General features: G+C 73.2%; 21 protein-coding genes. 14 read left to right on the forward strand and 7 right to left on the reverse strand.

Going from position 1 to position 26,136, the window contains the following annotated elements; translation table 11 throughout:
- The first annotated feature begins 591 nt into the window (after positions 1–591).
- Positions 592–1,347: an IclR family transcriptional regulator gene (locus tag ACIHCL_RS23535; protein WP_399864509.1), complete on the forward strand. Its 756-nt coding sequence runs from the start codon at positions 592–594 to the stop codon at positions 1,345–1,347.
- Between the two features lie 14 nt (positions 1,348–1,361).
- Here the strand turns inward: ACIHCL_RS23535 and ACIHCL_RS23540 are convergent, their stop codons facing one another.
- On the reverse strand, positions 1,362–1,868 hold the full coding sequence (locus ACIHCL_RS23540; RefSeq protein ID WP_399864510.1) for a MarR family winged helix-turn-helix transcriptional regulator: 507 nt from the start codon (positions 1,866–1,868) through the stop codon (positions 1,362–1,364).
- Entirely contained in the window at positions 1,865–3,532 is a 1,668-nt protein-coding gene (locus ACIHCL_RS23545) for an FUSC family protein (RefSeq protein WP_399864625.1), read from the reverse strand. The genes ACIHCL_RS23540 and ACIHCL_RS23545 overlap by 4 nt, the downstream gene beginning before the upstream one ends.
- 687 nt (positions 3,533–4,219) lie before the next feature.
- Here ACIHCL_RS23545 and pcaB point away from each other — a divergent pair.
- The 8 genes from pcaB (at position 4,220) to ACIHCL_RS23585 (ending at position 12,600) form a co-directional block, all read left to right on the forward strand.
- Entirely contained in the window at positions 4,220–5,593 is a 1,374-nt protein-coding gene (gene pcaB, locus ACIHCL_RS23550; protein WP_399864512.1) for a 3-carboxy-cis,cis-muconate cycloisomerase, read from the forward strand.
- Between the two features lie 90 nt (positions 5,594–5,683).
- Positions 5,684–6,112 carry a hypothetical protein gene (locus ACIHCL_RS23555; protein ID WP_399864513.1) on the forward strand — a complete coding sequence of 143 codons (429 nt, stop codon included), beginning with the start codon at positions 5,684–5,686 and terminating at the stop codon, positions 6,110–6,112.
- A gap of 97 nt (positions 6,113–6,209) precedes the next feature.
- The gene (locus tag ACIHCL_RS23560) at positions 6,210–6,860 is read left to right on the forward strand and encodes a DUF3105 domain-containing protein (protein WP_399864514.1); all 651 of its coding nucleotides are present in this window, start codon (positions 6,210–6,212) and stop codon (positions 6,858–6,860) included.
- Positions 6,857–7,498, forward strand: a complete 642-nt coding sequence (locus ACIHCL_RS23565; protein ID WP_399864516.1) for a DUF305 domain-containing protein — start codon at positions 6,857–6,859, stop codon at positions 7,496–7,498. The genes ACIHCL_RS23560 and ACIHCL_RS23565 overlap by 4 nt, the downstream gene beginning before the upstream one ends.
- 526 nt (positions 7,499–8,024) lie before the next feature.
- Positions 8,025–9,302, forward strand: a complete 1,278-nt coding sequence (locus ACIHCL_RS23570) for a VWA domain-containing protein (protein WP_399864517.1) — start codon at positions 8,025–8,027, stop codon at positions 9,300–9,302.
- A complete protein-coding gene (locus ACIHCL_RS23575; RefSeq protein ID WP_399864518.1) occupies positions 9,302–10,150 on the forward strand; it encodes a hypothetical protein in 849 nt (282 codons plus the stop codon). The genes ACIHCL_RS23570 and ACIHCL_RS23575 overlap by 1 nt, the downstream gene beginning before the upstream one ends.
- Positions 10,151–10,465: 315 nt before the next feature.
- A complete protein-coding gene (locus ACIHCL_RS23580) occupies positions 10,466–11,833 on the forward strand; it encodes a cytochrome P450 (protein ID WP_399864520.1) in 1,368 nt (455 codons plus the stop codon).
- Positions 11,834–12,054: 221 nt separating this feature from the next.
- On the forward strand, positions 12,055–12,600 hold the full coding sequence (locus ACIHCL_RS23585; protein ID WP_399864522.1) for a DUF4232 domain-containing protein: 546 nt from the start codon (positions 12,055–12,057) through the stop codon (positions 12,598–12,600).
- Between the two features lie 168 nt (positions 12,601–12,768).
- Here ACIHCL_RS23585 and ACIHCL_RS23590 read toward each other — a convergent pair whose 3' ends face one another.
- The 3 genes from ACIHCL_RS23590 to ACIHCL_RS23600 form a co-directional block, all read right to left on the reverse strand.
- The gene (locus ACIHCL_RS23590) at positions 12,769–14,040 is read right to left on the reverse strand and encodes a cytochrome P450 (RefSeq protein ID WP_399864524.1); all 1,272 of its coding nucleotides are present in this window, start codon (positions 14,038–14,040) and stop codon (positions 12,769–12,771) included.
- Positions 14,037–15,350, reverse strand: a complete 1,314-nt coding sequence (locus ACIHCL_RS23595; protein ID WP_399864525.1) for a cytochrome P450 — start codon at positions 15,348–15,350, stop codon at positions 14,037–14,039. The genes ACIHCL_RS23590 and ACIHCL_RS23595 overlap by 4 nt, the downstream gene beginning before the upstream one ends.
- A 205-nt stretch (positions 15,351–15,555) precedes the next feature.
- Positions 15,556–16,380 carry an SAM-dependent methyltransferase gene (locus ACIHCL_RS23600; RefSeq protein WP_399864526.1) on the reverse strand — a complete coding sequence of 275 codons (825 nt, stop codon included), beginning with the start codon at positions 16,378–16,380 and terminating at the stop codon, positions 15,556–15,558.
- Positions 16,381–16,755: 375 nt separating this feature from the next.
- On the opposite strand from ACIHCL_RS23600, the gene sph reads away from it, so the two are divergent.
- Positions 16,756–17,736: a sphingomyelin phosphodiesterase gene (sph, locus tag ACIHCL_RS23605; RefSeq protein ID WP_399864527.1), complete on the forward strand. Its 981-nt coding sequence runs from the start codon at positions 16,756–16,758 to the stop codon at positions 17,734–17,736.
- On the opposite strand, the gene ACIHCL_RS23610 is transcribed toward sph, so the two are convergent.
- Positions 17,709–19,514, reverse strand: coding sequence for a hypothetical protein (locus tag ACIHCL_RS23610; protein ID WP_399864626.1), 1,806 nt, complete (start codon positions 19,512–19,514; stop codon positions 17,709–17,711). The two genes, sph and ACIHCL_RS23610, sit on opposite strands and share 28 nt — an antisense overlap.
- Positions 19,515–19,572: 58 nt before the next feature.
- Complete coding sequence (locus ACIHCL_RS23615) at positions 19,573–21,726, reverse strand: tetratricopeptide repeat protein (protein WP_399864528.1); 2,154 nt, start codon at positions 21,724–21,726, stop codon at positions 19,573–19,575.
- A 193-nt stretch (positions 21,727–21,919) separates the two neighbouring features.
- On the opposite strand from ACIHCL_RS23615, the gene ACIHCL_RS23620 reads away from it, so the two are divergent.
- The 4 genes from ACIHCL_RS23620 (at position 21,920) to ACIHCL_RS23635 (ending at position 26,082) form a co-directional block, all read left to right on the forward strand.
- Positions 21,920–22,633: a response regulator transcription factor gene (locus ACIHCL_RS23620; protein ID WP_399864628.1), complete on the forward strand. Its 714-nt coding sequence runs from the start codon at positions 21,920–21,922 to the stop codon at positions 22,631–22,633.
- Positions 22,620–24,692, forward strand: coding sequence for a sensor histidine kinase (locus ACIHCL_RS23625; protein WP_399864529.1), 2,073 nt, complete (start codon positions 22,620–22,622; stop codon positions 24,690–24,692). The genes ACIHCL_RS23620 and ACIHCL_RS23625 overlap by 14 nt, the downstream gene beginning before the upstream one ends.
- Positions 24,693–24,815: 123 nt before the next feature.
- Entirely contained in the window at positions 24,816–25,196 is a 381-nt protein-coding gene (locus ACIHCL_RS23630) for a sortase-dependent protein (protein ID WP_399864530.1), read from the forward strand.
- Between the two features lie 238 nt (positions 25,197–25,434).
- Positions 25,435–26,082, forward strand: a complete 648-nt coding sequence (locus tag ACIHCL_RS23635) for a class F sortase (protein WP_399864531.1) — start codon at positions 25,435–25,437, stop codon at positions 26,080–26,082.
- Positions 26,083–26,136: the final 54 nt, after the last annotated feature.

Here is a 26,136-nt window from a genome sequence, read left to right on the forward strand (position 1 = left end):
GCGAGTTTGCCTACACTGCGCCTCTATCCGCACACACTGGGTAATTGACCGCCGAAATGGACGCACATCTGATGTCCATGTCCCGCCAGGCAGGACGAACCCATGCTTCACGAACGACGAGATCCCGCGGGAACAGCCCTGATTGACGGGGAAAGTGGCACGATGGCCACCCAAGTGCTCGGCCGCGAACGCCTACTGGTGTCCTTCCCCGAGGGACGAGAACACATGTGATTGAAGTAGACCGAAAGGTGCACATTCCTGATCGATCCGCGGGGTGCGGCAGTGGCCGCCGCGCTCTCATGAGGCAGCCGTCCGGTATCGCCTCGCAGGACCGCCCACCCACATCGCGCAGGCCGCCGCGGTCGTCACCACCGACGGCGGCCCCGACCGGGGCGCGGTCCGGTGGCTCCGCTCCGGGCCGAGGCACGAACTTCACCCCTACGGGCCAGTCGGCTCCGCCCGGCTCCCTGACAGGCGGAGGCCGTACGCGGCATGGCGGTCCGGCCCCGTGCTCGGACCGGAGCGGCCCCCGGCCCCGGACGGAGCGGAGCGCACAACATCAGAACGGCACGACGACAGAACGGATACGCCATGGGGCAGACGCGTCGCTACACCATCGAGTCACTGGACACCGGGCTCCGGCTCATACAGCTGTTCCTCGTCCACGACAGGCTGACCGTCACCGAGACGGCCTCACTTCTCTCCGTCGGCCGCTCGACCGCCCATCGGGTGCTCAGCACCCTGGAGGGCCGCGGCTTCGCGGTGCGGGACTCCTCGGGGCGCGGCTACGCGGCCGGGCCCGAGCTGGTACGGCTCGGCCTCCCGGCCGGTTTCGGCGCGGCGGCCCGCCGGCGGCTCGGGGCCGTGCTGGACGACGCCGCGCGGCGCACCGGTGAGACCGTGCAGAGCGCGGCACTGATCGGGGACCAGATCATCGTCACGGACGGCCGCGAGTCGTCGCATCCGGTGCGGGTGATGCTGGAGCCGGGCCGAACGCATCCCGCCCATGCCACCGCGGGCGGCAAGCTGTTGCTCTCGTCGCTGACGGAGGAACAGGTGCGCACCCTCTACCCGGAGGAGGAGTTGCCGGCGCTCACGCCCACGACGCTCACCACGCGGTCCGCACTGCTCGCGGATCTCGTGCTCGTCCGTTCCCGCGGATACGCCGTCGGCCGCGGGGAGTCGGTCCCCGGTCTGCACACCGTGGCCGTTCCGCTGGCCGGGTCGAGCCGGCGGGACCGGCTCGCCCTCGTGGCGTCGGCACCCGCCGACCGGGGCGAGGACGCGGCGCTGCTGCGCCGCGCCGGTGAGCTGCGCCGGTCCGTCGCGCTACTGGACGCGAGCTGACGCCGGCCCCCGGTTCAGCGCCGGCCGGCGCCGATGCGTCCCTCCAACTGCACCAGCAACTCGCTGAGCTGGGCGCTGAGCCGGGCGCGGGACTGCTCGTCGAGGCCCGACAGCACCGAGCTCTCGTACGCCAACTGCCGGGGCAGCAGCCGGTCGACGAGTTCGCAGCCCTCCGAGGTGAGACGGACGTGGGCGACGCGGCGGTCGCGTTCGTCGCCCCGCCGGACGACCAGTCCCCGTTCCTGAAGGGCGCGCAGTCGCTTGGTGACGGCGGCACCGGAGGAGAACGTCTCCCGGGCCAGCTCACCGGGGGTGAGCTCGCGGTCCGTGCGGCGCAGGGCACCGAGCACGTCGAACTCGGGGCGGGTCAGCCCGGCGGCGCGCAGCGGGGCGTCCTCCGCCTGTTGGAGCAGGGCCGCGCAGCGGTTGATGCGGCCGATGAGTTCCATGGGTCCGGTGTCCAGCTCCGGGTTGACGGCCTGCCACTGCCGTACCACCGAGGCGACGATGTCGTCGGTCACACCGCTCCGTTCTCCTGGGCCGGGGCGAGCAGCCCCTGCCGTGTCGCTGTCGCCGCGAGCGTACGATGTCCGGCCCGCTCCGCCGCGAGGACCTGCTCCTGGGGCAGAGCGCGCTGCCACCATTCGCCCGCCGCCGCGTCGTCGGCCTCGCGCAGTTCGACGAGCGATCCGGTGAGCCGGCGGCGGGCGGCGTCGAGAGCGGCGGGGGCGGGCTGCGGGGCGGCGAGCAGGCGGACGGCACGGACGCGGGCCCGGTCGGTGTCCGCCAGGGCCTTCTCCAGGCGTCCGCTGGCCCGGCGGTTGGTCACGAGCAGGGCGGCGAGCAGGCCCGCCGCGGCGCCGATCGCGGTGTCCAGGGCCCGGTCGGCGATCAGTTCACCGGCCGGATACGCTCCGCCGAACTCCAGGACCAGCAGCGCCATCGGAGTGACGGCGACGGAGCCCAGCCAGTAATTGCGGGTGATCAGGGCCTCCGCCGCGAAGTTGAAGAACAGGCAGCAGCCGATGAGCGCGAGGGGCGAGACCCGGCTGAGCGGCAGGACGGCGGCGAAGACGAGGACTCCCAGCAGATTGCCGAGGGTGCGCTGGAGGGCCCGGTTCCAGGTCAGCGACACATTGGCCTGGTAGAGGGAGGCAGCGGTGACGATCGCCCAGTACGGGCGGCCGACCCCGGCCGCCTGGGAGACGTATCCGGCCAGGGCGCAGCCGATGAGCGCGCGGGCGCCGATGGGCAGCAGCGGAGATCCCGGGGCGAGGCCGCGCAGCAGTGCGCGGCGGGCCTCGCGGCGCCCTCCGGCATGGCGGGCGGCCCGTTCGGCGTCGATCCCGAACAGCTCCTCGGACGTGCCGGGTGCCGGGGGCGGCGCGGGTACGGGGCCTCGGCCCCGCGTCCGCCGCGCCCAGTCCCGCAGACGGCCGGGGCCGGGGGTGCCGGAGGCAGCCGGGCCCCCGCCCGGTTCCCCTCCGGCCAGGGCGGCCTCGGCCTGGACGACGAGGCGTTCGAGTGCGCGGCGGGTGGTTGTGGGGCGGCCGGAGGCGAAGAGGGACTGCCAGGCCGCGTGCACGGCGGCGACGGCGGCGTGCCGTGTGCGGTGGCCGGGACGCTCGGCGTACGCGGCGGCGGCATCGAGGGCTCGGGCGGTCGCCCGGCGCTCGGGGCCCTCCCTGCGGAACACCGCGGGAGCCAACGTCACCGCCCAGGAGACCGCTCCCGCGGCCAGCACCAGCGCGAGGTGGCCGGGGACCTGGCTGAGGCGCTGCGGGCCGAAGAGCGCGGCCGAGGTGACGAACGTGAAGATCACCGGTCCGGGCGGACCGATGCGGGTGGCGTCGCAGAGGACCTTCTGCGCGGCCGCCAGCAGTGCGCCGACCGCGATCAGTACGGCGGTCGACCCGGTGAGCGAGGCGGTGACCAGGGCTATCGCCATGCCGACGACCATCGAGAACACGACGCCCGCGACGGCGCGGGCACGGCGGGCGTACGGCAGATTGTGCCCGTACAGCGCGCAGAGCGAACCGGCCATCGTGTACATCACGAGGTCCAGCCGGTCGAGGGCGAACAGCGTCAGATTCGGTACGGCCGAGGCGACGACCACACTCGTCGCCGGTTTGAACCACATGTCCGAGGGACGGTTGAGGCGCAGCGGCGCCACCAGCGGGAACATGCGGACGGACGGCTGGCTGGATCGGACGGTCGCGTTGCTCACTCAAACACTTTAGCAGGTATTACACCCGTAAATTATCTCTCCGGTGGTCTCGGACCCGTCCGGCGCGGTCTTCTCGCTGTGGCAGGCGCGTGCCTTCACGGGCGTCGAGCGGGTGAACGCCCCCGCAGCGCTGGCTGGGTCGAGCTCATCACCCCTGCGGCCGAACCGGCGCTCGCTTTCTGCCCCGAGGTCTTCGGGTGGACGGTGAACACCGCTTCGGAGAAGTACCGGCAGTGGAGCCTGGCAGGTGAGGACTGCGGTGGTCTGGTGGTCATGGACGGCACGTTCGCCGACGAGACGCCGCCCGGTTGGCTTCCGTACCTCGGGGCGGCGGAGGTCGACATGGCGGCGGCCACCGCGCAGCGCGCGGGGGCGAACTGCCGATGTCGCCCACCAGCGTTCCCCAGGGGCCACGGATCGCGGTGGTCCGGGACCCGCAGGGCGCGGTGTTCGGCGCGCGCCGGCCGGGCGACGAGGGCTGAGGCCGCCGCGGCACGTGCCGCGGCCTTCCCGTCCGAAGCCCCTCGGTCGGCGCGCGCCGACGCCTCCGTCGGTGTCAGATGGGTTCGCCGCCGGTGTCCGGCGGGTCTCCCGTCGGCGCGCGCCGGTTCTTCCCGGGCGGCGAACGGTCATCCTGGAGTTCAGTTGACGTACGAGAACGATGCCGGGCTGCTCGCCCCGGGGCGGGCCGGCTCCCCCGCCGAGGCGGCCACCGGCGACGCCGCCTTCCTCCAGGCGATGCTCGACGCCGAGGCGGCCCTCACCCGTGCCCAGGTCGCCTGCGGGCTCGCTCCCGCCGCGGCCGGGCGCGCGGTGACGGCCGCGGCCGACGCGAGCCGTTTCGACGTACGGGATCTGGCCCTGCGCGCCCGCGCGGCAGGAAATCCGGTCGTCCCGCTGGTCACCGATCTCGTCGCGGCGGTCGAACCGGACGCCCGGCCGTACGTGCACCGGGGCGCCGGCAGCCAGGACGTCCTGGACACGGCCGCCATGCTCGTCTCGGCGCGGGCCCTGGCGGAGCTGCTCGACGATCTGGCGCGGGCCGCGGACGCGGTGGCACGGCTCGCCCTCGCCCACCGCAACACCCCGATGGCCGGCCGCACCCTCACCCAGCACGCCGTACCGATCACCTTCGGGTTGAAGGCCGCGGGATGGCGCGCACTGATCCTGGACGCCCGCGATCGGCTCTCGGCCGTACGGGAATCGCTGCCCGTGCAACTCGGCGGAGCGGCGGGGACGCTGGCCGCGTTCGACGCCCTCGCGCCGCGGGAGGACGATGACACGGCCCCGGACCGCCACGGCCCCGGCATGGCGCTGGTGCAGGCATTCGCGAGTGAACTCGGCCTGGCCGAGCCGCTGCTGCCGTGGCACAGCCTGCGCACCCCCGTCGCCGATCTGGCGGGCGCGCTCGCCTTCACGGCGGGCGCTCTCGGCAAGCCGGCCGCCGATGTGCTCATCCTGTCCCGCACCGAGATCGGCGAGGTGACCGAGGGGCACGGCGGCGACTCGTCCACGATGCCGCACAAGGCGAACCCGGTGCGGGCGACGCTGATCGCGGCGGCCGCCCGGCGCGCGCCCGGCCTCGCGGCGACCCTGTACGGTTCGCTGGCCGCCGGGGACGAGCGGCCGGCGGGGGCCTGGCACGCCGAGTGGGAGCCGCTGCGCGAACTGCTGGGGCTCGTCGGTGGGGCCGCGCACGAGGCGGCCGAACTCGCCGGTGGCCTGCGCGTCGTCCCGTACGCGATGCGGGAGAACCTCCAGCTCACCGACGGGTTGATCGTCTCGGAGCGGCTGGCCGCCGTGTTCGCCGCCCGGATCGGCCGGGAGCGGGCCAGGGAGGTGCTGGTGAACGCCGCCGTCCGGGCCCGTGCGGAGACCACCGATCTGGCCGATGTCCTCACCGACGTCCTGGACGAGGAGCCGGAGCTCGCCGGCCTCGACCTGGGCGAGCTGACCGAGCCCGCACGCTACACCGGATACGCGGGCCCGCTCACCGATCGGGCACTGGACCGCGGGTGACCGCCCCGGCCGCCGACGCCCGGGCATCACGCTCCCGGAACCCACGCCCCACCCGTCCTTGAACATTCACACACCCGTACGATGACAAGGATGAACAGACCGAGCCGACCGATGCGCCGACGAGGGCCCAGCGCCCCCGTGTCGGTGGCCCTGGGCTGGCTGTTCGCTCTGTGCGCCCTGGTCTCGTGCTGCTCGGCCCCGGTCGCGGGAGCGGGCGGGCACCACGGCGCCGCCCTCACCGCGGTCGCCGCGCCGGCCGCCGTGGCGATGCATCCGGTGGCCGCGGAGTCCGCGGCGGCCTTCGCCCCGGAGGGGCGCGGCGCGGGAAGCACCTGCCAGGGCACGTCCGAGCACACGTCACCCGTCGTGCTGCCCGGCCAGAGCACCCCCGTGGCGCTGCCCGGCGCGGTCCCGGCGATCCCCGTCGCCCCGCTCACCGGCGCCGCCGCGATCCGCGGCCCGTCCAACGACGCCGTACGCGAAGTCGACCACCTCCGGCTGCAGGTTCAACGGATCTAGAAGCAGGGCCCGTTCCTCGGGACACCGAGGGCGCTCTCCGGCATGCCCGAAGGCATCGCCCCGCACTCCATCCGTCCGCAGAACCGAAGGATCCCCCATGGCTTCCGCCAAGAATCAGGACACCGCAGCCGCGGCACGCCGCGCCAAGCTGGAGGAGGCCCGCCGCAAGGAGCGGGCCCGCGAACGGCGCGTCCGCGTCATCACCATCACCGCGGCCGTCGCCGTGCTCGGCGCGCTCGTCGCGGGCACCGGGTATCTGATGTCCGCCGCCGACGACAAGGAGAAGGCCCGGGCAGAGGTCGAGGCCGCGCCCGTGAAGGGCGAGCGGACCTGGGACAAGCTCTCCCAGGAGCACGTCGGCACCAAGGTCGACTATTCGATGAACCCGCCGGTCGGCGGCGACCACAACCCGGTGTGGATGAACTGCGAGGCGGACGTCTACACCGAACCGATCCCGAAGGAGAACGCCGTCCACTCCCTGGAGCACGGCGCGGTCTGGGTGACGTACACGAAGAAGGCGGACCCGGCCGACGTCGAGAAGCTCACCGAGCGCGTCAAGTCGACGCCCTATTCCCTGATGAGCCCCGTCGAGGACCAGGCCGCCCCGCTCATCCTCAGCGCCTGGGGCAAGCAGGTGACCGTGACGAGCGCCGATGACGCGCGGGTGGAGCAGTTCTTCACCAAGTACGTGCAGGGGCCGCAGACCCCGGAGCCGGGCGCGGCGTGCACCGGCGGGGTCTCCCGATGACGGCCCCCTCGCGTTCTCCGCGCACCCTGGCGGTGGCGGGCGGCACGGTACTGCTGGTGGCGCTGGGACTCTTCGCGCTGATGCTCGCCGGGCGCCCCTCCGGGAACTCCGCCGCGGCACCGGCCGCGCCCGTCGAGAAGTCGGCCGACGTCGGTTTCGCCCGCGACATGTCCGTCCACCACCAGCAGGCGGTCGAGATGTCGTTCATCGTGCGGGACCGCACGTCCGACGAGGAGGTGCGCCGGCTGGCGTACGACATCATCAACACCCAGGCCAACCAGCGGGGCATGATGCTCGGCTGGCTGGAGGCATGGGGCCGGCCGAAGTCGTCCAGTGCTCCTCCCATGGCGTGGATGGGACACACCGTCATTCCCAGGGGCGACGGTTCGCTGATGCCGGGCATGGCCACCGACGCCGAGTTGGACGCGCTGCGCAAGACGAAGGACCGGGACGCCGAAGTGCTGTACCTGAAGCTGATGACGGAACACCACCGCGCGGGTGCGGACATGGCTCAGGCAGCGGCCGACGTGGCCGGCACCGGGGAGATCGAGAACCTGGCGGCGGGCATGGTCCGGGGCCAGCAGTCGGAGATCGGGCTCATGGCGGACATGCTCAAGGAGCGTGGCGCGACGGCCTGATCGCCCAGGACCGCGCGCACCGGCCGCCGCCCGCCCGATCCCGCGGGCGCGCGTCCGGTGCGCGCGGAAGGCGCCGGGCCGCGCTGCGCGTCGGCGTACGCGGCCCCGCAGACGACCGGTGCGGGCGCGGTCATGCGGAGACGGTGGTGGCAGAGGGCGGGCGGACGCCGGGCCGGTGGCCACCCTGCGGGCGCACGCGCGGCCCGAACCTCCCGGCGTGCGCCGTCCGGCCCGCGCCGGACGCGGCATGGGTCCGGCAAGGTCGCCTCCGCCGTCCGCGCCCGCGACGCCGGCTCCCCGGCGCACGCCCCCGGACGCGCTCGGCGGACACGGGGCAGGTGGCCCGTCGCCGACCGGTCCAGCGCCTCGAAGGCCACGCCCCACGCCCGTCGGCCGCACTCCACCGTCCGCGTCTCGGCGGTGTGCTGACCGCGCGTCACCCGCGCCGCGGCAGACGGGAGAAGGGAGCGGTCGCGGGCTCCGCACCGGTTTGGGGAAGCGAAGCGATCTTCAATAGTATCCGGCGATGATCATAAGAAGAAGGCTGACGGCCGGGGTGGGCATTATGCTCGCCACCCTGACCGCCGGGCTCGGTTCGGCACTTCCCGCCGCGGCCGACGAGGCCCCCGCCAAGGCTCCCCCCAAGGTCGAGCTGGTGCTCGACGTCAGTGGTTCGATGCGGACCCGCGACATCGACGGCCAGTCCCGTATGGCAGCGGCGAAGCAGGCGTTCAACGAGGTCCTGGACGCGGTGCCCGAGCAGGTCGAGCTCGGCATCCGGACACTCGGGGCCGACTATCCGGGCGACGACCGACAGGTCGGCTGCAAGGACACCAGGCAGCTCTACCCGGTCGGCCCGCTGGACCGCACCGAGGCGAAGACCGCCGTGGCCACCCTGGCCCCCACCGGCTGGACGCCGATCGGCCCGGCCCTGCTCGGCGCCGTCGACGATCTCAAGGGCGGGGACACCACCCGGCGGATCGTGCTGATCACGGACGGCGAGGACACCTGCGGTCCGCTGGACCCGTGCGAGGTGGCGCGTGACATCGCCGCCCGCGGCATCCACCTGGTCATCGACACGCTGGGCCTGGTGCCGAACGCGAAGATCCGCGACCAGCTGACCTGCATCGCCGAGGCCACCGGCGGCACGTACACCGCCGTCCAGCACGCCGACGAACTCTCAGGCCGTGTCAAGCAGTTGGTCGACCGGGCGGCCGAGCCCGTCGTCACTCCGGTGGTGACCGAGGGCGCGGGCAGCTGCGCCAGGGCACCTGAGCTCAAGGCGGGTCTGTACACCGACCGGCAGAAGATCGGCGAGCACCGCTGGTACCGGGTGGACGTGCGGCCCGGCCAGGAGCTGCGCGCCTCCGTCAGCGTCTTCGCGGACCGCGCCGTGAACAACGACTACGGCGTGCTGCTGCGGGCGGTGACCGTGCACGGACGGGAGATCGTCCGGGGCTCGGAATCGGGCACCGGCCGCACCGACGCGATCTCTTCCGGGCTGCGCTACCCGAAGCCCGAACAGGACGCCGCGGACGACGGCACCGAGCCTCCCGCCGAGACCGTGTGCCTCCAGGTCGGCAACTCCTTCTCGCTCCCGGCGTCGGTAAAGACCGAACCGGGCATGCCGGTCGAGCTGACCGTGGACCTGGTGGGCGCCCCCGACGACGCGGCCGACGTCGCCGCCTTCGGTCTCGGTCGCGGCTGGTGGCTGCTGGGGGCCCTGGTGCTCACCGGACTGGTGGCCGGGCTGCTGACGGGCTGGCTCTCGCGCTGGCGCATCGCCATCTGGAGGACCAACTGATGAGGCGTACGACTCGCGCACTCGCGGGTGCGCTGCTGAGCGGACTCGCCCTGTTCACCTCGGCGGGGCCCGCCACGGCCGACGACCCGTCGGCGGACCCGAGCCCGAGCGCGGAGGGCGCACCGGGCCCCACGGAGGCCGGGACCACCTTCCGCACGGCGACGGCGATCCAGCAGAACCAGCGCGCCACCGCCGAGGCGTCCACGGGTGACTACCTGTACTGGGTGTTCCCCGCCGACGCCGGGCAGCGGGCCACCGTCAAGGCGAAGATCACCCTGCCGCAGAGCACCGCCCGGAACGGCGCGTCGACCTGGCAGGTGGACGTGTACGACGGACTGCGGCGCCGCCAGGCGTGCATGTACGGACGCCAGACCGGGAAGGCGGCGCCGGACGCGTCGTCGGTCGAACTCACCTGCGTGCTGCGGACCGTCCGCGCCTGGTCCGAGCCATGGGCCAACGACCCGCTGCCGGGCAGCTACTACGTACGCCTCACGGTCGTCGACCTGCCCTCGGCGGACCTCGGCCTTCCGGTCCGTACCGAGGTCGAGGCCGTCTCGGTCGACCAGGGCAGCGCGGCGGACGTGGACGGCACGCTGTCCGAGCCGCTGGTCCCCGGCGCCTCCTCCGTCGAGCAGGCGCCGGACTCCTCGGCCGCGAGCGGCGACGACACGAAACCGGCCAGGGTCTCGCTCGGCAGCGAGCCGGAGGACGGCTGGGCCTCCGGCTGGTGGACCAACCGCTGGCTGTGGACCGTCGGCGGCGGTGTCCTGGGAGCGCTCGCCGCGGTCTTCGGCTACTCCCTCACCCGCGGCACCGGCCGTCCGTCCCGGGTTCCGCCGGGCGTCTGACGAGACGCCGTCCCAGCGGAGTCCCGCCCGGGTCGCGGGGCCGCGGTCCGGCCGCACCACCGGCCGTGCCGCGGCCCCGGACGGACCGGACCCGCGGGTCTGCCGGACCGCGCCGCCGGGCGGGACCGGACGCCGGTCCCGCCCGGCGCCCCGGCACACCACCGCCTCCGGCCCCGCCGCCCCTGCTCTGCGCCCTCGTCCTCGACAACTCGCCTGCCGCGCACGGAAGATGATGGCGCAAGCGTCGTGCGTTGAGTCCTGATGTCAGGTCGGCGCGCACCGGTTGGGGCGCGTCACGAGGGAGCGGAGACTTTCATGTCCACGGAGACCGGCCTGGCCGCCGGCGCCGAACTGCGGGGCCACCCGATCGCGCCGGGGCCGAAGGGGCTGCCGCTCCTCGGGAACCTTCCGCAGTTCGGCAAGGACCCGCTCGCCTTCTTCGAGCGGCTGCGCGGCCACGGAGACATGGTCGCCTGGCGGTTCGGCCCCAACCCCAGTGTGTATGTCGCCGATCCGCGGTACATCGGCGACCTGCTCACGGAAACGGAACGCACCTTCGACCAGCCCGCACTCGGCATCGCGTTCCGCACCGTGATGGGCAACGGGGTGGTGGTCGCCCGCGGTGCCGACTGGCGGCGCAAACGGTCGCTGGTCCAGCCCTCCGTACGCCCCCGCCAGGTGCGTTCGTACGCGGCGACGATGACGGACAGCGCGGTGGAACTGGCGGGCACCTGGTCGGACGGTGAACGAGTCGACGTCAAGCGCGCGATGGCGGCGCTGACCCAGCGGATCGCGGTCCGTACGATCTTCGGCGTCGACACCCCGGCCGACGTCGACGCGATGGGCCGGGCGATGGACGTGGCCCAGCGGGAGATCGGCAAGGAGTTCGCCGGGATCGGCGCGCTGCTGCCCGACTGGGTGCCGACACCGGGCCGGGCGAGGATCAAGCGGGCCGCCGCGGTCATCGACGCCGAGGTGGCCCGGGTCGTCGCCCGCCACCGCGACGGCGGAGAGGACCGGCCCGACCTGCTCAGCCGGCTGCTGACGGCGGTCGACGAGACGGGAGCACACCTCACGGACCAGGAGATACGCGACGAGACGGTCACGCTCTACATCGGGGGGCACGAGACCACCAGCTCGACCCTGATCTGGGCCTGGTACCTGCTGTCCCGCAACCCGCGGGTGCGTGAGGCACTGGCCGGGGAGCTGGACCGGGTGCTCGGCGACCGGGAACCGGGATTCGACGACTACGCCCGGCTGGCGTACACCCAGGCGGTGGTCAAGGAGACCCTGCGCCTCTACCCGACGATCTGGCTGGTCACCGGCGTCGCCAAGGCGGGTGCGACGATCGGAGGCGTAACGATGCCGGAGGGCACCCGGGTGTGGACCAGCCAGTGGGCCACGCACCGCGATCCGCGCTGGTTCCCCGACCCGGAGGAGTTCCGCCCCGAGCGCTGGGACGCCGAGCACGGCGACGACATCGCGGAGTACGCCTGGTTCCCGTTCGGCGGGGGCCCGAGGGTCTGCCTGGGCACACGGTTCGCGATGGTCGAGGCGGTGCTGGTCCTGGCCGTGCTGGCCCGCCGCTTCGCCCTGGAGGTGGACCCCGGCGTGATCAACCCCGTACCGTCGCTGACGCTGCAGCCGGACCGCGAGGTGATGGCCACGGTCCGCGCGCGCTGAGAGCCGCCCCGGCCCACCCCGCCACGGCGGCGGCGCCGCGCCCTCGGTGCAGGTGCGTCGGCCCACCCCGTCACAAAGACGCCGACACGGACGTGCCCGTGGCGATATCGCCGTTCTGTCGCGAAGGCCGGGTGGCACCGGTCACACTGGCCGTGGCGGCCGCGCCGGCCGCCGGACCGCCCGGCCGCGTCCGCGGGCCGCCGATCCCACGGGAGAAACCCATGCGTCTCCGCTCCGCTCTCGTCTCCGCCCTCACCGCCGGTGCGGTGGGGGCCGCTCTGGCGTCGACGGCCACCGCGGCGCCGTCGGCGGCCCCCGTGGCACCGGACCGCGCCGCGAGCCGCCCCGGTGTCTGTCCGGAGAAGGACCTCGAAGTGCGGGCCGCGCCCGGTGGCCGGACGAACGTCGCCCGGCTCAGCGTCACCCACCACGGCACGAAGACCTGCGTCGTGGACCGGATCCCCACGGTCACCTTCCGGGGCCTGGACGGATCCGCCCAGCCCGTGCCGCCCTCAAAGAGCGGCCCCTACACCCTCGCACGGGGCGAGCGGGCGTATGCCGCGGTGCGCACGGCCGACCCGAAGACCGCCGAGGGGCACGTCGTCCGGAGCCTTTCGGTGGCGGCCGACCCCTCGCACGTGGGCGTCACGTTCCCCCGGTCCGCGGTCGGCATGCCCGGCGGGGTCCATGTGTGGGAGCCGCTCACCACGCTGTGGCAGCGGTCGAGCGCCGCGGCCGACCGTGCCCTGGCGGACGCGACGCGCTGACGGGTCGGCCGCGGCGCCCAGGGGCGGCGACGGGTGGGCGCGCGCTGCGGGTGGTCCGCGCTCCCTCGCCCGGGTGAGCGGCGCCTGCCGGGCGGCCCGACCACATCTCGCCGACCGCGTCGGCCCCGCCTCCCGCCCGGTCGCTCCCCGCCCGCCGCCGGCCGCTGCTCAAGCCCCGTCTCCCCCGTGCAGCAGGACCGGGAACGCCTCCATGTCGTTCTGCGTCATCACCGGCAATGGGCGGATCTCGTGGTCCGGTACGGCGGCCCGGAGCCCGGGGAAGCGCGCGAACAGCGCCGGCAACGCGATGCCCGCCTCCACCCGGGAGAGCGCGGCCCCGGGACAGATGTGCGGGCCGTGGCCGAAGGCCATGTGGCGAATCGGGGCGGACCGGGTGATGTCGAAGGCGTCGGCGTCCGGCCCGTGCTGCTCGGTGTCGCGGCCGATGGCGCGGTACGAGACGACCACGCCCTCGCCCTTCGCGATCACCTCGTCGCCCACCGGGATGTCCTCGGTGGCGAACCGCATCAGCAGGTGGGTCGTGGGGGTGTCCCAGCGCAGCGTCTCCTCGATCACCGCCTCCCACGCGACCTCGCCGTCGAGGACCTTCCGCAGCTGGTCGGGGTGGGTGAGCAGGGCCCGCACGGAGTTCAGGACCAGCCCGATGGTGGTCTCGTGCCCGGCGGCCACCATCGCCTTGAGATTGCCGATCACCTCCTCCTCGGTGACCGGCTCCCCGTCCTCGTCGGCGAGGATGAGCGCGCTGGTGAGGTCGTCGGTGGGCCGGGCGGTCCGCTCCCGTACGAGGGCGGCGTAGAACTCGTCCAGCTCGGCCAGGAGGGCAAGGCGTTCCTCGTGTGGTGTGAGCATGGAGAAGAACGCCTTGTACCGCTGGAGCAGCATGGGGTGCTCGGACTCGTCCACCCCCATCAGCATGCCGACCACCCGCATCGGCAACGGCTGCGCGTACACGGCCTTGAGGTCCACGACGCCGTCCGCGCTGCGCGCGGCGTGCTCGGCGAGGGAGTCGAGCAGTTCCTCGGTGAACCTCTCGATCGTCGGGCGTATCTCCTCCAGGCGGCGCGGGGTGAGCGCCTGGGAGGTCTTGTTGCGCAGTCGCCGGTGTTCTGCGCCGTCCACGGTGAACATGGAACGTCCGGCATCGATCATGCCGATCAGCGGCCAGTCGCGGGTGACCGAGCCGCTGCGCCAGAGTTCCCAGGCGTCGATGTCCTTCACCAGGCGCGGATCGACGAGCAGTTGCCGCGCCAGGGCGTGCCGGGTGACGGCCCGGGCCGGCACTCCGAGCAGTTCGACGCGGGCGAGCGGCCCCGCGGCGCGCAGCCGCGCCGTCTCGCCGTCGAGGTCCTGGACCAACGGGTCGATGCTGACGGCCCCGTCGTGTGAAACGGCTCCGGGTGCGGCGTACGGACAGCTCAAGAGGGGGCTCCTGTCGGACGTACGGGGGTGAACCGGACGGGCAGCGCGGTCATGCCGCGCAGGAAGGCGGAGCGCCGCCGGATGAGTTCCCGTTCCGGAACGGACAGCGCCAGGTCGGGCAGCCGGTCGAGCAGTACCTCGATTCCGGTGCGGGCGATGGTCTCCGCGATCTCCTGGGCGGGGAAGGGGCAGCGGTACTCGCCGTGGCTGAACGCCAGATGCGCGCTGTTGCCGCGTCGGCCCGACGGCCCGGCCGCGGTCGGCAGATGCTGCCGGATGTGCGGATCGGCGTTGGCGGCACCCAGCCCGAGGAGCACCATGTCGCCGGCACGGATGTTCCGTCCGCCCAGCGAGGTGTCGCGCGCCGCCCAGCGGCCCGCGAGGATCTGGGTCGGGCACTCCTCCCACAGCACTTCGTTCATGGCTTCGGCGATGCTGTGCCGTCCCCGGGCGAGCGCGTCGGCGAACTGGCCGTCGGTGAGCGTCAGGCGCAGCGAGTTGCCGATCCAGTCGGCGGTGGTGAGGTGCCCGGCGGCGGTGACGGCCATGAGGTCGAGCACATACTCCTCGTCGGTGAAGTCACCGTCGTACGCCAGCATCCGGGACGTCACGTCGTGTCCGGGCACGGCCCGCCGCCTCTCCAGCAGTCGGCGCATGTGCTCGCCGAACCGCAGATGGGCCTCCTGGGCACCGGGGCCGCCGTCCGCGAGTTCCTGGAGCACTTCGGCGATCCGCGGGCCGTCGGCGTCGGGGAAACCGACCAGGCGGGCGAGGACGAGCACGGGCAGCGGCACGGCGAAGTCGCTGATCAGGTCAGCCGCTCCGCGGTGGCAGAACCCGTCGATGATCCGGTCGGCCAACTCCTCGCAGTCGGCGCGGAGCCGGAACTGCTCGACCTCTTCCAGGGCTTGTCCCACCATGGCCGCGTGGCGCCGGTGCTCGGCCCCGGCCGTGAAGTAGATGGACGGCATGGGCCGCCCGACCATGGGCAGCAGCGGCCAGTCCTCCGGAACGTGCTCCCATTGGTTCCACAGGCCGACGTCCCTCGGGAACAACTCGCCGTCGCTGGTGACCTGGTGGAGTTCCCGGTATCCGATGACCAGCCAGGCGGGGAATCCTCCGGGCAGTTCGACGGGAACCACCGGACCGTGCTCGCTGCGCATGGCGCGGTAGAGCTTCCGGGGGTCGGTGTGGAACTCAGGCCCTCCGAGCGGGACGGCCGCTGCCCCGGCCCGTGCCGGACAGCCGCTGCCTGGTGTTGTCGGGGACTCGGTCGCGCGGTCGGGCGCGGCTGACGCGGGCGTCGTCATCGTACGGGGTCTCCTGTGACGAGGGCTTCGCTCGTTGCGGTGGTCGGCTGATCAACGCGGCCTCACTATAAGGAGATTCAGTGATCCTTTCGGTGCCAATCACGACTGTTGTCACCGCATAGCCAGTTACTGGAGACCGATATTGGCGCATGAATGACCGAAAAGTGATCGATGGGCCGTGCGTAGCCACAGCGGGCGGCAGCCGTCACTCCTTGACGCCGATGCCTCCGAAGGCGTCGACGTCCGCCGCGACGGTCGCGCTGCCGGCGTCGGGCCGCCACTCGCTGAGCCGCACGAAGCCGGGTTCGAGAATGCGCAGCCCGTCGAAGAGCGTGACGATCTCGCCGGGCTCGCGCACGTAGTACGGGACGGCGCCGCTCTCGATGTACGCCCGCTCGGCGGCGATCATGCCCTCGCTGGTGCGCGTCCCGTCGTACACCACCAGATGGCTCCCGGCCGGCAGGCCGGCCATCAGACGCTCCACCACCTCGCGGGCCTTCGTGAAGTCGGCCGCGTGACCGAGTACCCCGAGCAGCATCAGGGCGACCGGCCGGTCGAGGTCGAGCGTCCTCGCCGCCCGGGCCAGCACGGTCTCCGGCTCGTAGAGGTCGGCGTCGATGTAGTCGGTGGCCCCCTCGGGGGAGCTGGTCAGCAGCGCACGAGCGTGCGCCAGCACGAGCGGGTCGTTGTCCACGTACACGATGCGCGACCCGGGTGCGATGCGCTGGGCCACCTGATGGGTGTTGTCCGCGCTGGGCAGCCCCGTCCCGATGTCCAGGAACTGCCGCACGCCGCGTTCCCGCACCAGATGCGTGACCGAGCGGCCCAGGAACTGACGTCCGGCCACCGCCACATCGACGAGCCCGGGGAAGAGGGCCTTGATCTGGTCACCGGTCCGGCGATCGACCTCGTAGTTGTCCTTGCCGCCGACGAAGTAGTTCCAGAAGCGGGCGGAATGGGGCCTCGTGGTGTCGATCCGTTCCGACAACGTCCGGGCGGGAGGGGTGCCGGACGGACGCTGCTCGCTCATGGGGACCTCCGAACGCGACGCCAAACGAATTCAAAAGCAAAACGGAAACGATCAACCGCCGACCTCAACATACCTGTCCCTCAGAGCAGTTACGGCACGAACAGGTCACCGGCGCACAGCCCGCGAGACGGCGGCGCGGCCGTCCGTCGGCAGAACGCCGGACCGTGCGCGCCCGTCGACCGTCGCGGCCCATCGGATGCACGGGCCGGCGCGGATGAGCCGGCGGCCGCGTGCCGTGATCGCCGACGTTTGCCCCGTCGTCCATTCGTGGCACCCCGGCAAGACTCCCGGCATCCACTGTCTACCCATGAGTAACTCCCCCTGCTTTGATGGACGGTGGCGACCCCCGCCCCTCATTCCGCTCCGGGAGAACCCGTGCCGCACTCCGCGATCCGCCGCACCTCCGGCGCAGCCCTGGCCACCGCGCTCGCCGCGGTCGCACTCGCCGTGAACGCCCCGCAGGCGTCGGCGGCGAGCACTCCGTCACTGCGCGTCCTCACGTACAACTCGTTCATCTTCAGCAAGACGCTCTACCCCAACTGGGGGCAGGACCACCGCGCCGCGGAGATCCCGAAGGCCCCCTTCTTCCAGGGCAATGACGTGGTGGTGCTCCAGGAGGCGTTCGACAACTCGGCCTCCGACGCCCTGCTGCGCAACGCCTCCGCCCGGTACCCGTACCAGACCCCCGTGGTGGGGCGGAGCAAGAGCGGCTGGGGCGCGACCGGCGGGGCGTACTCGGCCGCCACTCCGGAGGACGGCGGTGTCACCGTGCTGAGCAAGTGGCCCATCGTCCGCAAGGAGCAGTACGTCTACAAGGACGCCTGCGGCAGCGACTGGTGGTCCAACAAGGGCTTCGCCTACGTCGAGTTGAACGTCAACGGCACCCCGGTGCATGTGGTGGGGACACACACCCAGTCGACCGACCCCGGTTGCGGGGCGGGCGAGGCCGCAGCCAAGCGCAGCCTTCAATTCAAGCAGATCGACGCCTTCCTCGACGCCAAGAACATCCCGGCTTCCCAACAGGTCATCGTGGCCGGGGACTTCAATGTCGACTCGTACTCCCCCGAGTACGCGTCCATGCTCGCCGACGCGGGGCTGACCGGTGCCGATTCCCGTACCGGCCATCCGTACTCGTTCGACACCCGGGACAACTCCATCGCCGCCGAACGCTACCCCGACGACCCTCGGGAGGACCTCGACCACGTACTGCACCGCGCCGGGCACGCCAAGCCGTCCGGGTGGGCGAACAACGTGGTCAAGGAACAGAGCGTGCCCTGGACGGTGACCAGTTGGGGCAAGAGCTACACGTACACGAACCTCTCGGATCACTACCCCGTGGTCGCGTCCGCGGGGTGACCTGTCGCCGGACCTTCCGGGTGGGGGCCCCGGAGCCCGGCGGCGCCGTGGGCAGGGCTCCCATGGCCGTCGCGCCGGGCCGTGAACCCCACCCGGATCCGCCGGTCCCCGGTCCGGATCCCCAGCCCGTCCGTCAGATCCCGGTCGCCGTCCCGCGCCGGGTCGGTGAGCCAGAGGTTCACGGCCGCGCCCAGCACCACGGCGTCGAGCGGTGGCCGCCGCTCGCCCCAGGTCCGCTCGGTGCGCGCCTCCAGTTCGCGCCCGTCCCGCAGCCGGACCAGGCAACGGGTCGTGTCGATGGCCGCGACCAGGACGTTGGCGTGCTCGGAGCGCCTGCTCTCGCGGTCGGTCCACCGGGCGGCGGGCAGGTCGGCCTGGACACCGGTGCGCGCCACGACCTCGGCGGTCTGCCGCCACAGCAGGTGGCCGGTCTCGTCGGTGACGGCGTAGAACCCCTCGGCCTCGCTGTGGTAGCCGGGCACCAGGGGCCTGCGGCGCACCTCGACGGTTCCGGCACCGTCGTGGCCGCCGGTGACGTCGTAGGCGGTGGGCGCGGGCCGGCGTGCCGGTTCGGGGGCCGGCACCGGTTCAGGGTGCGGCGGGTTTTGGGGAACGCGTACGCCGCGCGGTTCCAGGAACGCGTACATGCGGTCCCGGGTCACCGTGCCCGAGGCATCGATCGCACCGAGTTGCCGGTCGATGACCGGTGCCAGGTCCTGGGGGTCGTAGCGGCCCGCCGCGTCCAGGAGTTGGGCGTACACGTCTCCGTCGGGATCGAGCCGCGGCGCACGCCGGGCGAACGCGGCGGCCGGGGACGCCGGGTCCAGTTCGTCGAGCCCGGTCGCGGCGAGCAGGGTGACCCGGTCGGCGGCGGCCGAGTAGAACGATGTGGAGCCGTGGTCGCCCACCACCCAGTCGGCGGCCACCACGGCCGCGCGCCAGCCCTCCTGCGGTGGGATGATCACGAGCCCGGCGTCCATCGCCTCGCCGAGCCGGTCGAACACACCGGCGGGGGTGTGGCGGGCCCATACGTTGGGGTGGAGGACGGCCGCGACCGCGAACTCGTCGACGGGCAAGGACGTGACCAGGCGCAGCGGCAGGTCGGGGTGGCGGCCGAGCAGGGAGTGGCTGCTCCAGGTGGAGTGGACGACCACCAGCCGGCGCCCGTCGACGGCGCCGAGACAGGCGCGGTAGTGGTCGCGGCGGGGCGCGCTGGCGCGGATGCGCTGGAAGCACCAGTCGCCCACGGCGACGGCGTGCGGAACCGCTTCCGGGCAGATCCGCGCGAGCCGGTCGATCTGGTCCGGGTGCGAGACCCCGATCGCCGCCGGCACCACCCGGCCGCGCCACATCAGTTCGCGTCGGGACAGCCCGGCCGGTGAGGCTGCGTCCCCGGTGGACTCCGTCACCAGCCGGTTGTATCCGGCGCCGTGCGGCAGGACCATCAGCGGGGCGTCCAGCCGCCGCATCGTGGGGTGGACCGAGCAGGACACGGCGAGGTCGAACGGGCGCCGCACGGCCTCCTCCCAGGTGAGCACCCGCACCCCCAGGGCGGAAAGGTACTCCCCGAGCCCGTCGCCGAACGCCGAGCCCGGGTTGACCGTGTAGTACTTCTCGATGCCGTCCTCGGCCCGCAGCAGCCGCATGACGTCGAGCACCCGGGTCGCGGACGTGAGGGTGCGGGCCACACCGAGGACCGTCGCCTTGGGTGGCTCCCAGGTGTTCCAGCGGGACCGGCCGGGCCGGGCGGCCCGGCGGCGCAGCTTCGACGGCACCAGGGTCAACAGTGGCTCCGGGACGGTGAGGTGGATGGGTGGTGGCGGTCGGGGGCGGCGGTCATCCGGTCGGCGGCGGCATGCCCACCCGGCGGCGCAGTTCCCGCAACCGGTCGTCGCACGCCTCGCGGAGCGGCGCGTCGGCGGTCCGTTCCGCCAGTTCGGTCAGAAGGGACAGGGCCTGGTCGAGCTTGGCGTACTGCTTGAGCCGCGCCGCCTGGTCGGCCGCCGCGAAGACGGCCGAGACGGCCTGCTCCCAACGCTCCTGGCCGATCAGGGCGCGGGCCCTGACCAGGCCGATGCGTGGCTGCATGGCGTCGTCCCCGGTGTCCCGGGCGGTGGCCGCGGCACCGTCGAGCACATCGAGGGCCTCCTGCCAGCGGCCTCCCGCGACCAGGGCCTGGCCGATGTTGTAGCTCTGCACCACGATGCCGTGCTGGTCCTCGCGCGCGGTGTTGGCGTCGAGGGCCCGCTCGAAGAGCCGTCGGGCTTCGTCCGGGCGGCCGAGCGCCATCGCGATCAGCCCCTGGGACTCCCACACCACTCCGCCGAGCCGGGGGTCTTCGACCACACCGAGCAGGTCCGCGGCTGCCGACAGTTCGCTCCCGGCGCGTTCGAACTCACCCAGTTCGTACTGGGCGCGAGCCAGTTGGTTGCGCATCCGGACCTCGACGTCCGGCCGGGCCTCGTGCTGGGCGGCCTCGATGCCGAGGCGGTGCGCCTCGATCCAGTCGGCGTGATGCTTGCGGCTGTGGTAGAGCGCCCACAGCGATTCGCACAGCCGCCACACGGCGTCGTGCCACCGCTCCTCGGCGGCCAGGCGCAGCACGGCGAGGAGATTGGCGCGCTCGGCGTCCAGCCAGTCGAGGGCCTCGTCCCGCCGGGTGAACAGGGGGGTGTCAGGGGCTAGTTCGGTCATCGAGCGGGAGGGAGGGGCCTGCAACCGCATACGGCGGCCGAGGATCAGTGCGTCCCCGTGTGCCGCGGCGTCGGCGTAGAAGTCGACGAGCGCGCGCAGCACGGCACGGCGCTCCTGAGGGGGTACGGTCCCGGCCCGGGTGCGGGCGTGCGTGCGGACGATGTCGTGCAACCGGTAGCGGGGCCCACCGCCGCCGGTCTCCACGACGACGGCCAGGTGTGCGGTGAGCAGTTCGCCGAGGGAGTCGTCGACGCTTACGGCTCCGGCGGCACGGAGCACGGCGCCGGTCACGGTCCTCAGCGGCAGGATCCCGAGCAGCCGGTAGAGGTGCCGCGTGGGGGCGTCCAGCCGGTCGGCCACCGTGTCGAGCGCCGCCCCGACGCTTCCCGGACCCGTGTCGTTCGTCATCGCCACCCTGCCCACCCGAGTCCCGGCCGCGCCCGCGGCCCCATCCTGATGCGCTGCCATCCGATCGCTTTCTACGGCGAGTTCACGCACCACATCGTCGAGGTGGAGCTGGGGACGCCCGGCCAGCCACTCCCCCACGGCGCGCAGCGCGAGGGGCAGTCCCCCGCACAGCCGCACCAGTTCGGCGGCGGTGTCCTCGGCGGCCGTGACGTGCCAGCGGCGCACCAGTTGCACGCCCGCGCCGATGTCGAGGGGGTCCACGACGACCGTCACCGCCCCGTCCATCTCCAGCGAGGGCAGTCGTCTGCGGCTGGTGACGACGAGGAGACCGGCGGGCGGCATCAACGGCCGGACCTCCGGGGCGTGGTGGGCGTTGTCGGCGACGACCAGCAGGGCGCGGCCCGCCGTGAGGCTCCTGAACAGCCCTGTCCGCTCGCCGAGTCCCGGGGGCACGTACTCGTCGCGCACGCCCAGCGCCCGCAGGAACCCGGCCAGCACTCCGGCCGTGTCGACGGCCCCGTCCCTGCGGTGGTCGTCGAGATCGACGTACAACTGACCGTCCGGACAACGCTCCCTGACGTCGTCACCGACCCACTGCGCCACCAACTGGGTCTTGCCCACGCCGCCCAGCCCGGTCACCACGACGACGCGGGGCGCGCGCTCCGCCGAGTACCCCGCCGCGATCGCGCGGAGGATGGCGAACTCGGCGGCGCGATTGACGAAGCAGGCACTGGGCGGCGGCACCTGGCTCGGTGGCACACGGGGAGGTTCCGGCGGCAGCGCGAGCTGCCCGATGTTCCCGGCCATGACCAGCGGCCCGGCCACCACCGCGTTCCCCGAGACCATGTTGCGCACGGCCCCCTCGTCCCTCGCACCGTGACTGCTCACGCCGTGCTCCCTCCCCGCTCCGGTGTCCGCGGGTCCAGCCTAAGGGCCGGTGATCGCGGAACCCGGCCGAACCGGAGTTCGTGGCCGGGGCGGCCCTCCCGGTCCGCGACGGCCGCCCGGGACCGTACGGGGGCACGAGCCCCGGGGCGGCTCACGGCGCTCGTCTACGATCGTCCGCGTGTGCGCAAACGTCATGGTCGGCGAGGACGACGAGAAGCAGGCGGAGCTCATACGCCGCTACCTCGAACACGAGGGGCACTCGGTCAGGGTCGTCGGGGACGGGCTCGCCGTCCTCGCCGAGGTCCGGCACCGGGAGCCCGATCTGCTGGTGCTCGACGTGATGATGCCGCGGGCGGACGGCCTGGACGTGGTGCGTGTGCTGCGCGCCGAGCACCGGGAACTGCCGGTGCTGATGCTGACGGCCCGCAGCACCGAGGACGATCTGCTGCTGGGACTGGACCTCGGCGCGGACGACTACATGACGAAGCCGTACAGTCCGCGCGAACTGATGGCGCGGGTGCGGACGCTGCTGCGGCGCAGCCGCCGGGGGACGACCGCGGTCGACGCGCCCCCGGACCAGGCACTGAGGGTCGGTGCGCTGACGGTGGATCCGGTGCGGCACGAGGTGTCGGTCGAGGGCCGGCCCGTGGAGTGCACGCGTGGCGAGTTCCGGATCCTCGCCGCGATGGCGGCCGAACCTGAGCGGGTCTTCTCCCGGCAGCGGCTGCTGGAGGAACTGCACGGATTCGACCGGTACATCAGCTTCCGGACCGTCGACGTGCACATCATGAACCTGCGGAAGAAGATCGAGGACGTACCGCGCCGGCCCACCCGGCTGCTGACCGTCTTCGGGGTGGGCTACAAGCTGACCGACCCGGCGAGGGGCGCTGCGCGTGCGCCGTCGTAGCCGCGGGCGCGGAAGGGCCGCCCGCCCCGCGGAGGCGGTCCCCCCTCGTGCGCGGCCGGACCGGCTGCCGCTCCGCAAGAGCCTGCTCGCCCGCCTGCTGGCCGTGTCGGCGCTGGTGGCAGCCTGTTCGGTGGCCGCGACCGCGTGGCTCGCCGCACAGACCACCTCCGGCGCCATCAAGCAGGAGCAGGGGCGCAACCTCACCGCCGACGCGCGGATCTACAACACCCTGCTCGGGTACGCGGCCACCCATCCCACCTGGGACGGTGTCGAGGACACCGTGCGCGACCTGGCACGGCGCTCCGGCCGCCGGATCGCGCTCACCACGGAGCAGCGCGGACTCCTCGCCGATTCCGCGACTCTGCCGTCCCGGCCCGCGCTGCCGCCCCAGGCGTCGGCGGTGGTCGACCCGCTGTCCGTGGACACGGCCCTGTCCCAGCCGGTGGGAGAGGCGGGCAGCGCGGCCGACCGGGTCGATCCGCGCGCGGTGGGCCCGTTCCGGCTGCCCGCGTCCGAACGCGCCGCGCTGCAACGCGCCGCCGAGCGCAGCACGGCCTGTCTGAGCCGGCTCGGGGTCGCGGCGGACGTGGTCCGGGGGCCGAGCGGACGTCCGCGCGTGGAGGTGGTCGGCAACGGCTCTGCGGAGGACCGCCGCACGCAGTGCGCGCCCGAGGAACTGGACCGGCCGACCGCGACCGAACGGAAGGCGCTGGCGGCGCTCAACCGGCTCGCCAACGCCTGCCTGGAACGCCAGGGCCGTGAGGGCGTGCGGCTCAACCTGGACCTGACGTGGGCACAGCCCTCCGCGGTGCTGATCGTCGAGGGCGAGGGGTCGACGGCCGCCCCCGTGCCGGTCGCCCGCACCGGTGCGGACGACCGCGCCACGGCCTCGTGTGTGGGCACGGCCCGCCGGGAGCAGCTCAGTTCCCATGTCGCCTCGCCCGCGATGTTGTTCATCGGCGACGAGAACGACACGACCGTGCCCGGCTTCGACCTCTCCCCGGCGCACACCGCCGAGATCGCGGGGGCCGCCGCCCTCGTCCTGGCGCTCACGGTCGGTGCCACGGTGCTCGCGGGGGCCCGGCTGGTACGTCCGCTGCGGGCCCTCACCGGCGCCGCGCAGCGGATGCGGGACGGGGAGGAGTCCGTACCCGTGCTGGTCACCGACGACAACGAGATCGGGCGGCTCACCGCTGCCTTCAACGACATGTCCGCCCACCGCGCCCGGCTGGAGGAGCAGCGCAAGGACATGGTCAGCGACGTCGCCCATGAGCTGCGCACTCCGTTGAGCAACATCCGCGGCTGGCTGGAGGCGGCGCAGGACGGTCTGGCGGAGCCCGACCCGGCGTTCATCGCCTCGCTCCACACGGAGGCAGTGCAGTTGCAGCACATCATCGACGACCTCCAGGACCTGGCCGCTGCCGACGCGGGTGTGCTGCGGCTGCACCCCGAAACGGTTCGCGTCGAGGACGTCCTGGACCAGGTCGCCGCGGCCCACCAGGGCCGGGCCGAGACTGCCGGGATCGCGCTGACGGTCCGCGCCGGGACCCCGGACATCCCCGTCCCCGGTCTGACGGCCGACCCGGTGCGGCTGCGGCAGGCCATCGGCAACCTGGTCTCCAACGCGGTGCGTCACACCCCGGAGGGCGGACGGGTCACCCTGCACGCCTACGTGTCCGACTCCGGGGAGCGGGTGGTGGTGGACGTCGTCGACACGGGCAGCGGCATCGCGGCCGGTGATATTCCCCATGTCTTCGACCGCTTCTGGCGCGCCGAGAAGTCCCGCAACCGCCGCACCGGGGGCAGCGGACTGGGCCTGGCGATCGTACGGAAGCTCGTCGAGGCGCACGGCGGATCGGTGGACGCGGCGAGCGTCGAGGGGCGCGGATCGGTGTTCACACTGCGGCTGCCCGTCGATGCCGCGGACACGGTCGCCGACACGGGCACGGGGAGCGGGACGGACGATGCCGCGGGCCCGGCACTGCGGCCGGGGGCGCCGCCGAGCGGGACTGCACTGGTCCGAGGACACGGCCTGCGGAGCGCTCGGCGCCGGACCTGATGCGGTGACCACACCGGTCTGACAGCTTCTTCACAACTCCGCGCCAGCCTGTCGTCATGCCCCGCTGCCCGGTGCGGCCCGCGCCGGGGGCCACCGGGGCCGACCTGGAACGGAGTCATCTGTATGCGTCAACGCTCGATCCTGCGTACCGCCGTCCTCGCCGCCGTCGCGGCCGGTGCGGTACTCGCCCCGTCCGCGGCGGCCTTCGCCGACACGCCGGCGCCGACTGCTTCGCCCGCCGACCGCGCCGAGCAGGGCACGCCGGAGAATCCCGTCCTCATCAAGGACGCCTCCAAGCCCATCGGCGACATCAAGCTCGGGGAGTCCTCGACGGCACCCCGGGGTGTCGCCCCCCGTGGCGGAGTCGCGGCGGGTGAGCGGCCGGTCGCCGCCTCCGACGGCAACACCGCCGTCCTCGCCGGGTCGGCCGCGGCCGCCCTTCTGGTGGCGGGGGCGGGCACGCTCGTACTGCGCCGCCGCACCACCGCGCAGCCGGGCCACTGAACCACCCGGCGGGCCGTCCCCGACGCCTGACGGCACATCGGCCGACCATACGGACCACCGCCCCATCGGACGGGTGAGCATCCATCACGGCCGACGCGCCGGCGGCCCGCCCGGGCCCACGCGTTCGATGGCGCCGTCCCTCGCGGGGCGGCGCCATCCCCTTCTCCCCCGCCACTCGCCGCCCGCAGCCTCCTTCCGCCACCTCTCGTCTCCTCCCGTCGACCGCCCTGGAGCCTTCATGTCCCGTCTCCCCGCGCCGTTCCGGCGCGCCGCGCTTCCGGTGCTCGTCTGCCTCGTCCTCACCGGCTGCTCCTCGGCCGGCGCGGACGCCCCGTCAGCCGCCCGGCAGGGCGCCGAGGCTCCGTACACCGCCGTCGAGCCGGGCGGCTCCCCCCTCGACACGGCCTCCGGAGAAGCGAAAGCCTCCGGAACGCCGGCCGTCGCGGCGCGCCCCATCCGACTGAGCATCCCCTCGATCGGGGTGGACAGCGCCGTGATGCGGCTCGGCCTGAACCCGGACGGCACCGTGGAAGTACCGCCCGCGGAGAAGGGCATGACCGTCGGCTGGTACACCGGCAACCCCGCTCCCGGCGAGCGCGGCGCCGCCGTTCTCATCGGCCACAACGACACCCGCTTCGGGAAGGCCGTCTTCCACGACCTGAAGAAGATCGCCAAGGGTGCGGACATCGCGATACGCACCGATCGCGGCGCCGAACTCCACTTCCGGGTCACCGGAACCGAGACGGTCGACAAGCAGGCGTTTCCGACGGAGAAGGTCTACGGCGCCACCAACGAACGCGCGCTGCGCCTCATCACCTGCGACGGCGCCTTCGACGCCGAGGGCCACCCCGTGGACAACCTCATCGTGTACGCCACCCGCAGCTGACGAAGGCGTCGAGGGACCGTACTGGCGATGACTTCACATTGGCACAGGGCGTCC

This window comes from Streptomyces sp. NPDC052042 (assembly GCF_044548345.1).
In the GTDB taxonomy this organism is placed as follows: domain Bacteria; phylum Actinomycetota; class Actinomycetes; order Streptomycetales; family Streptomycetaceae; genus Streptomyces.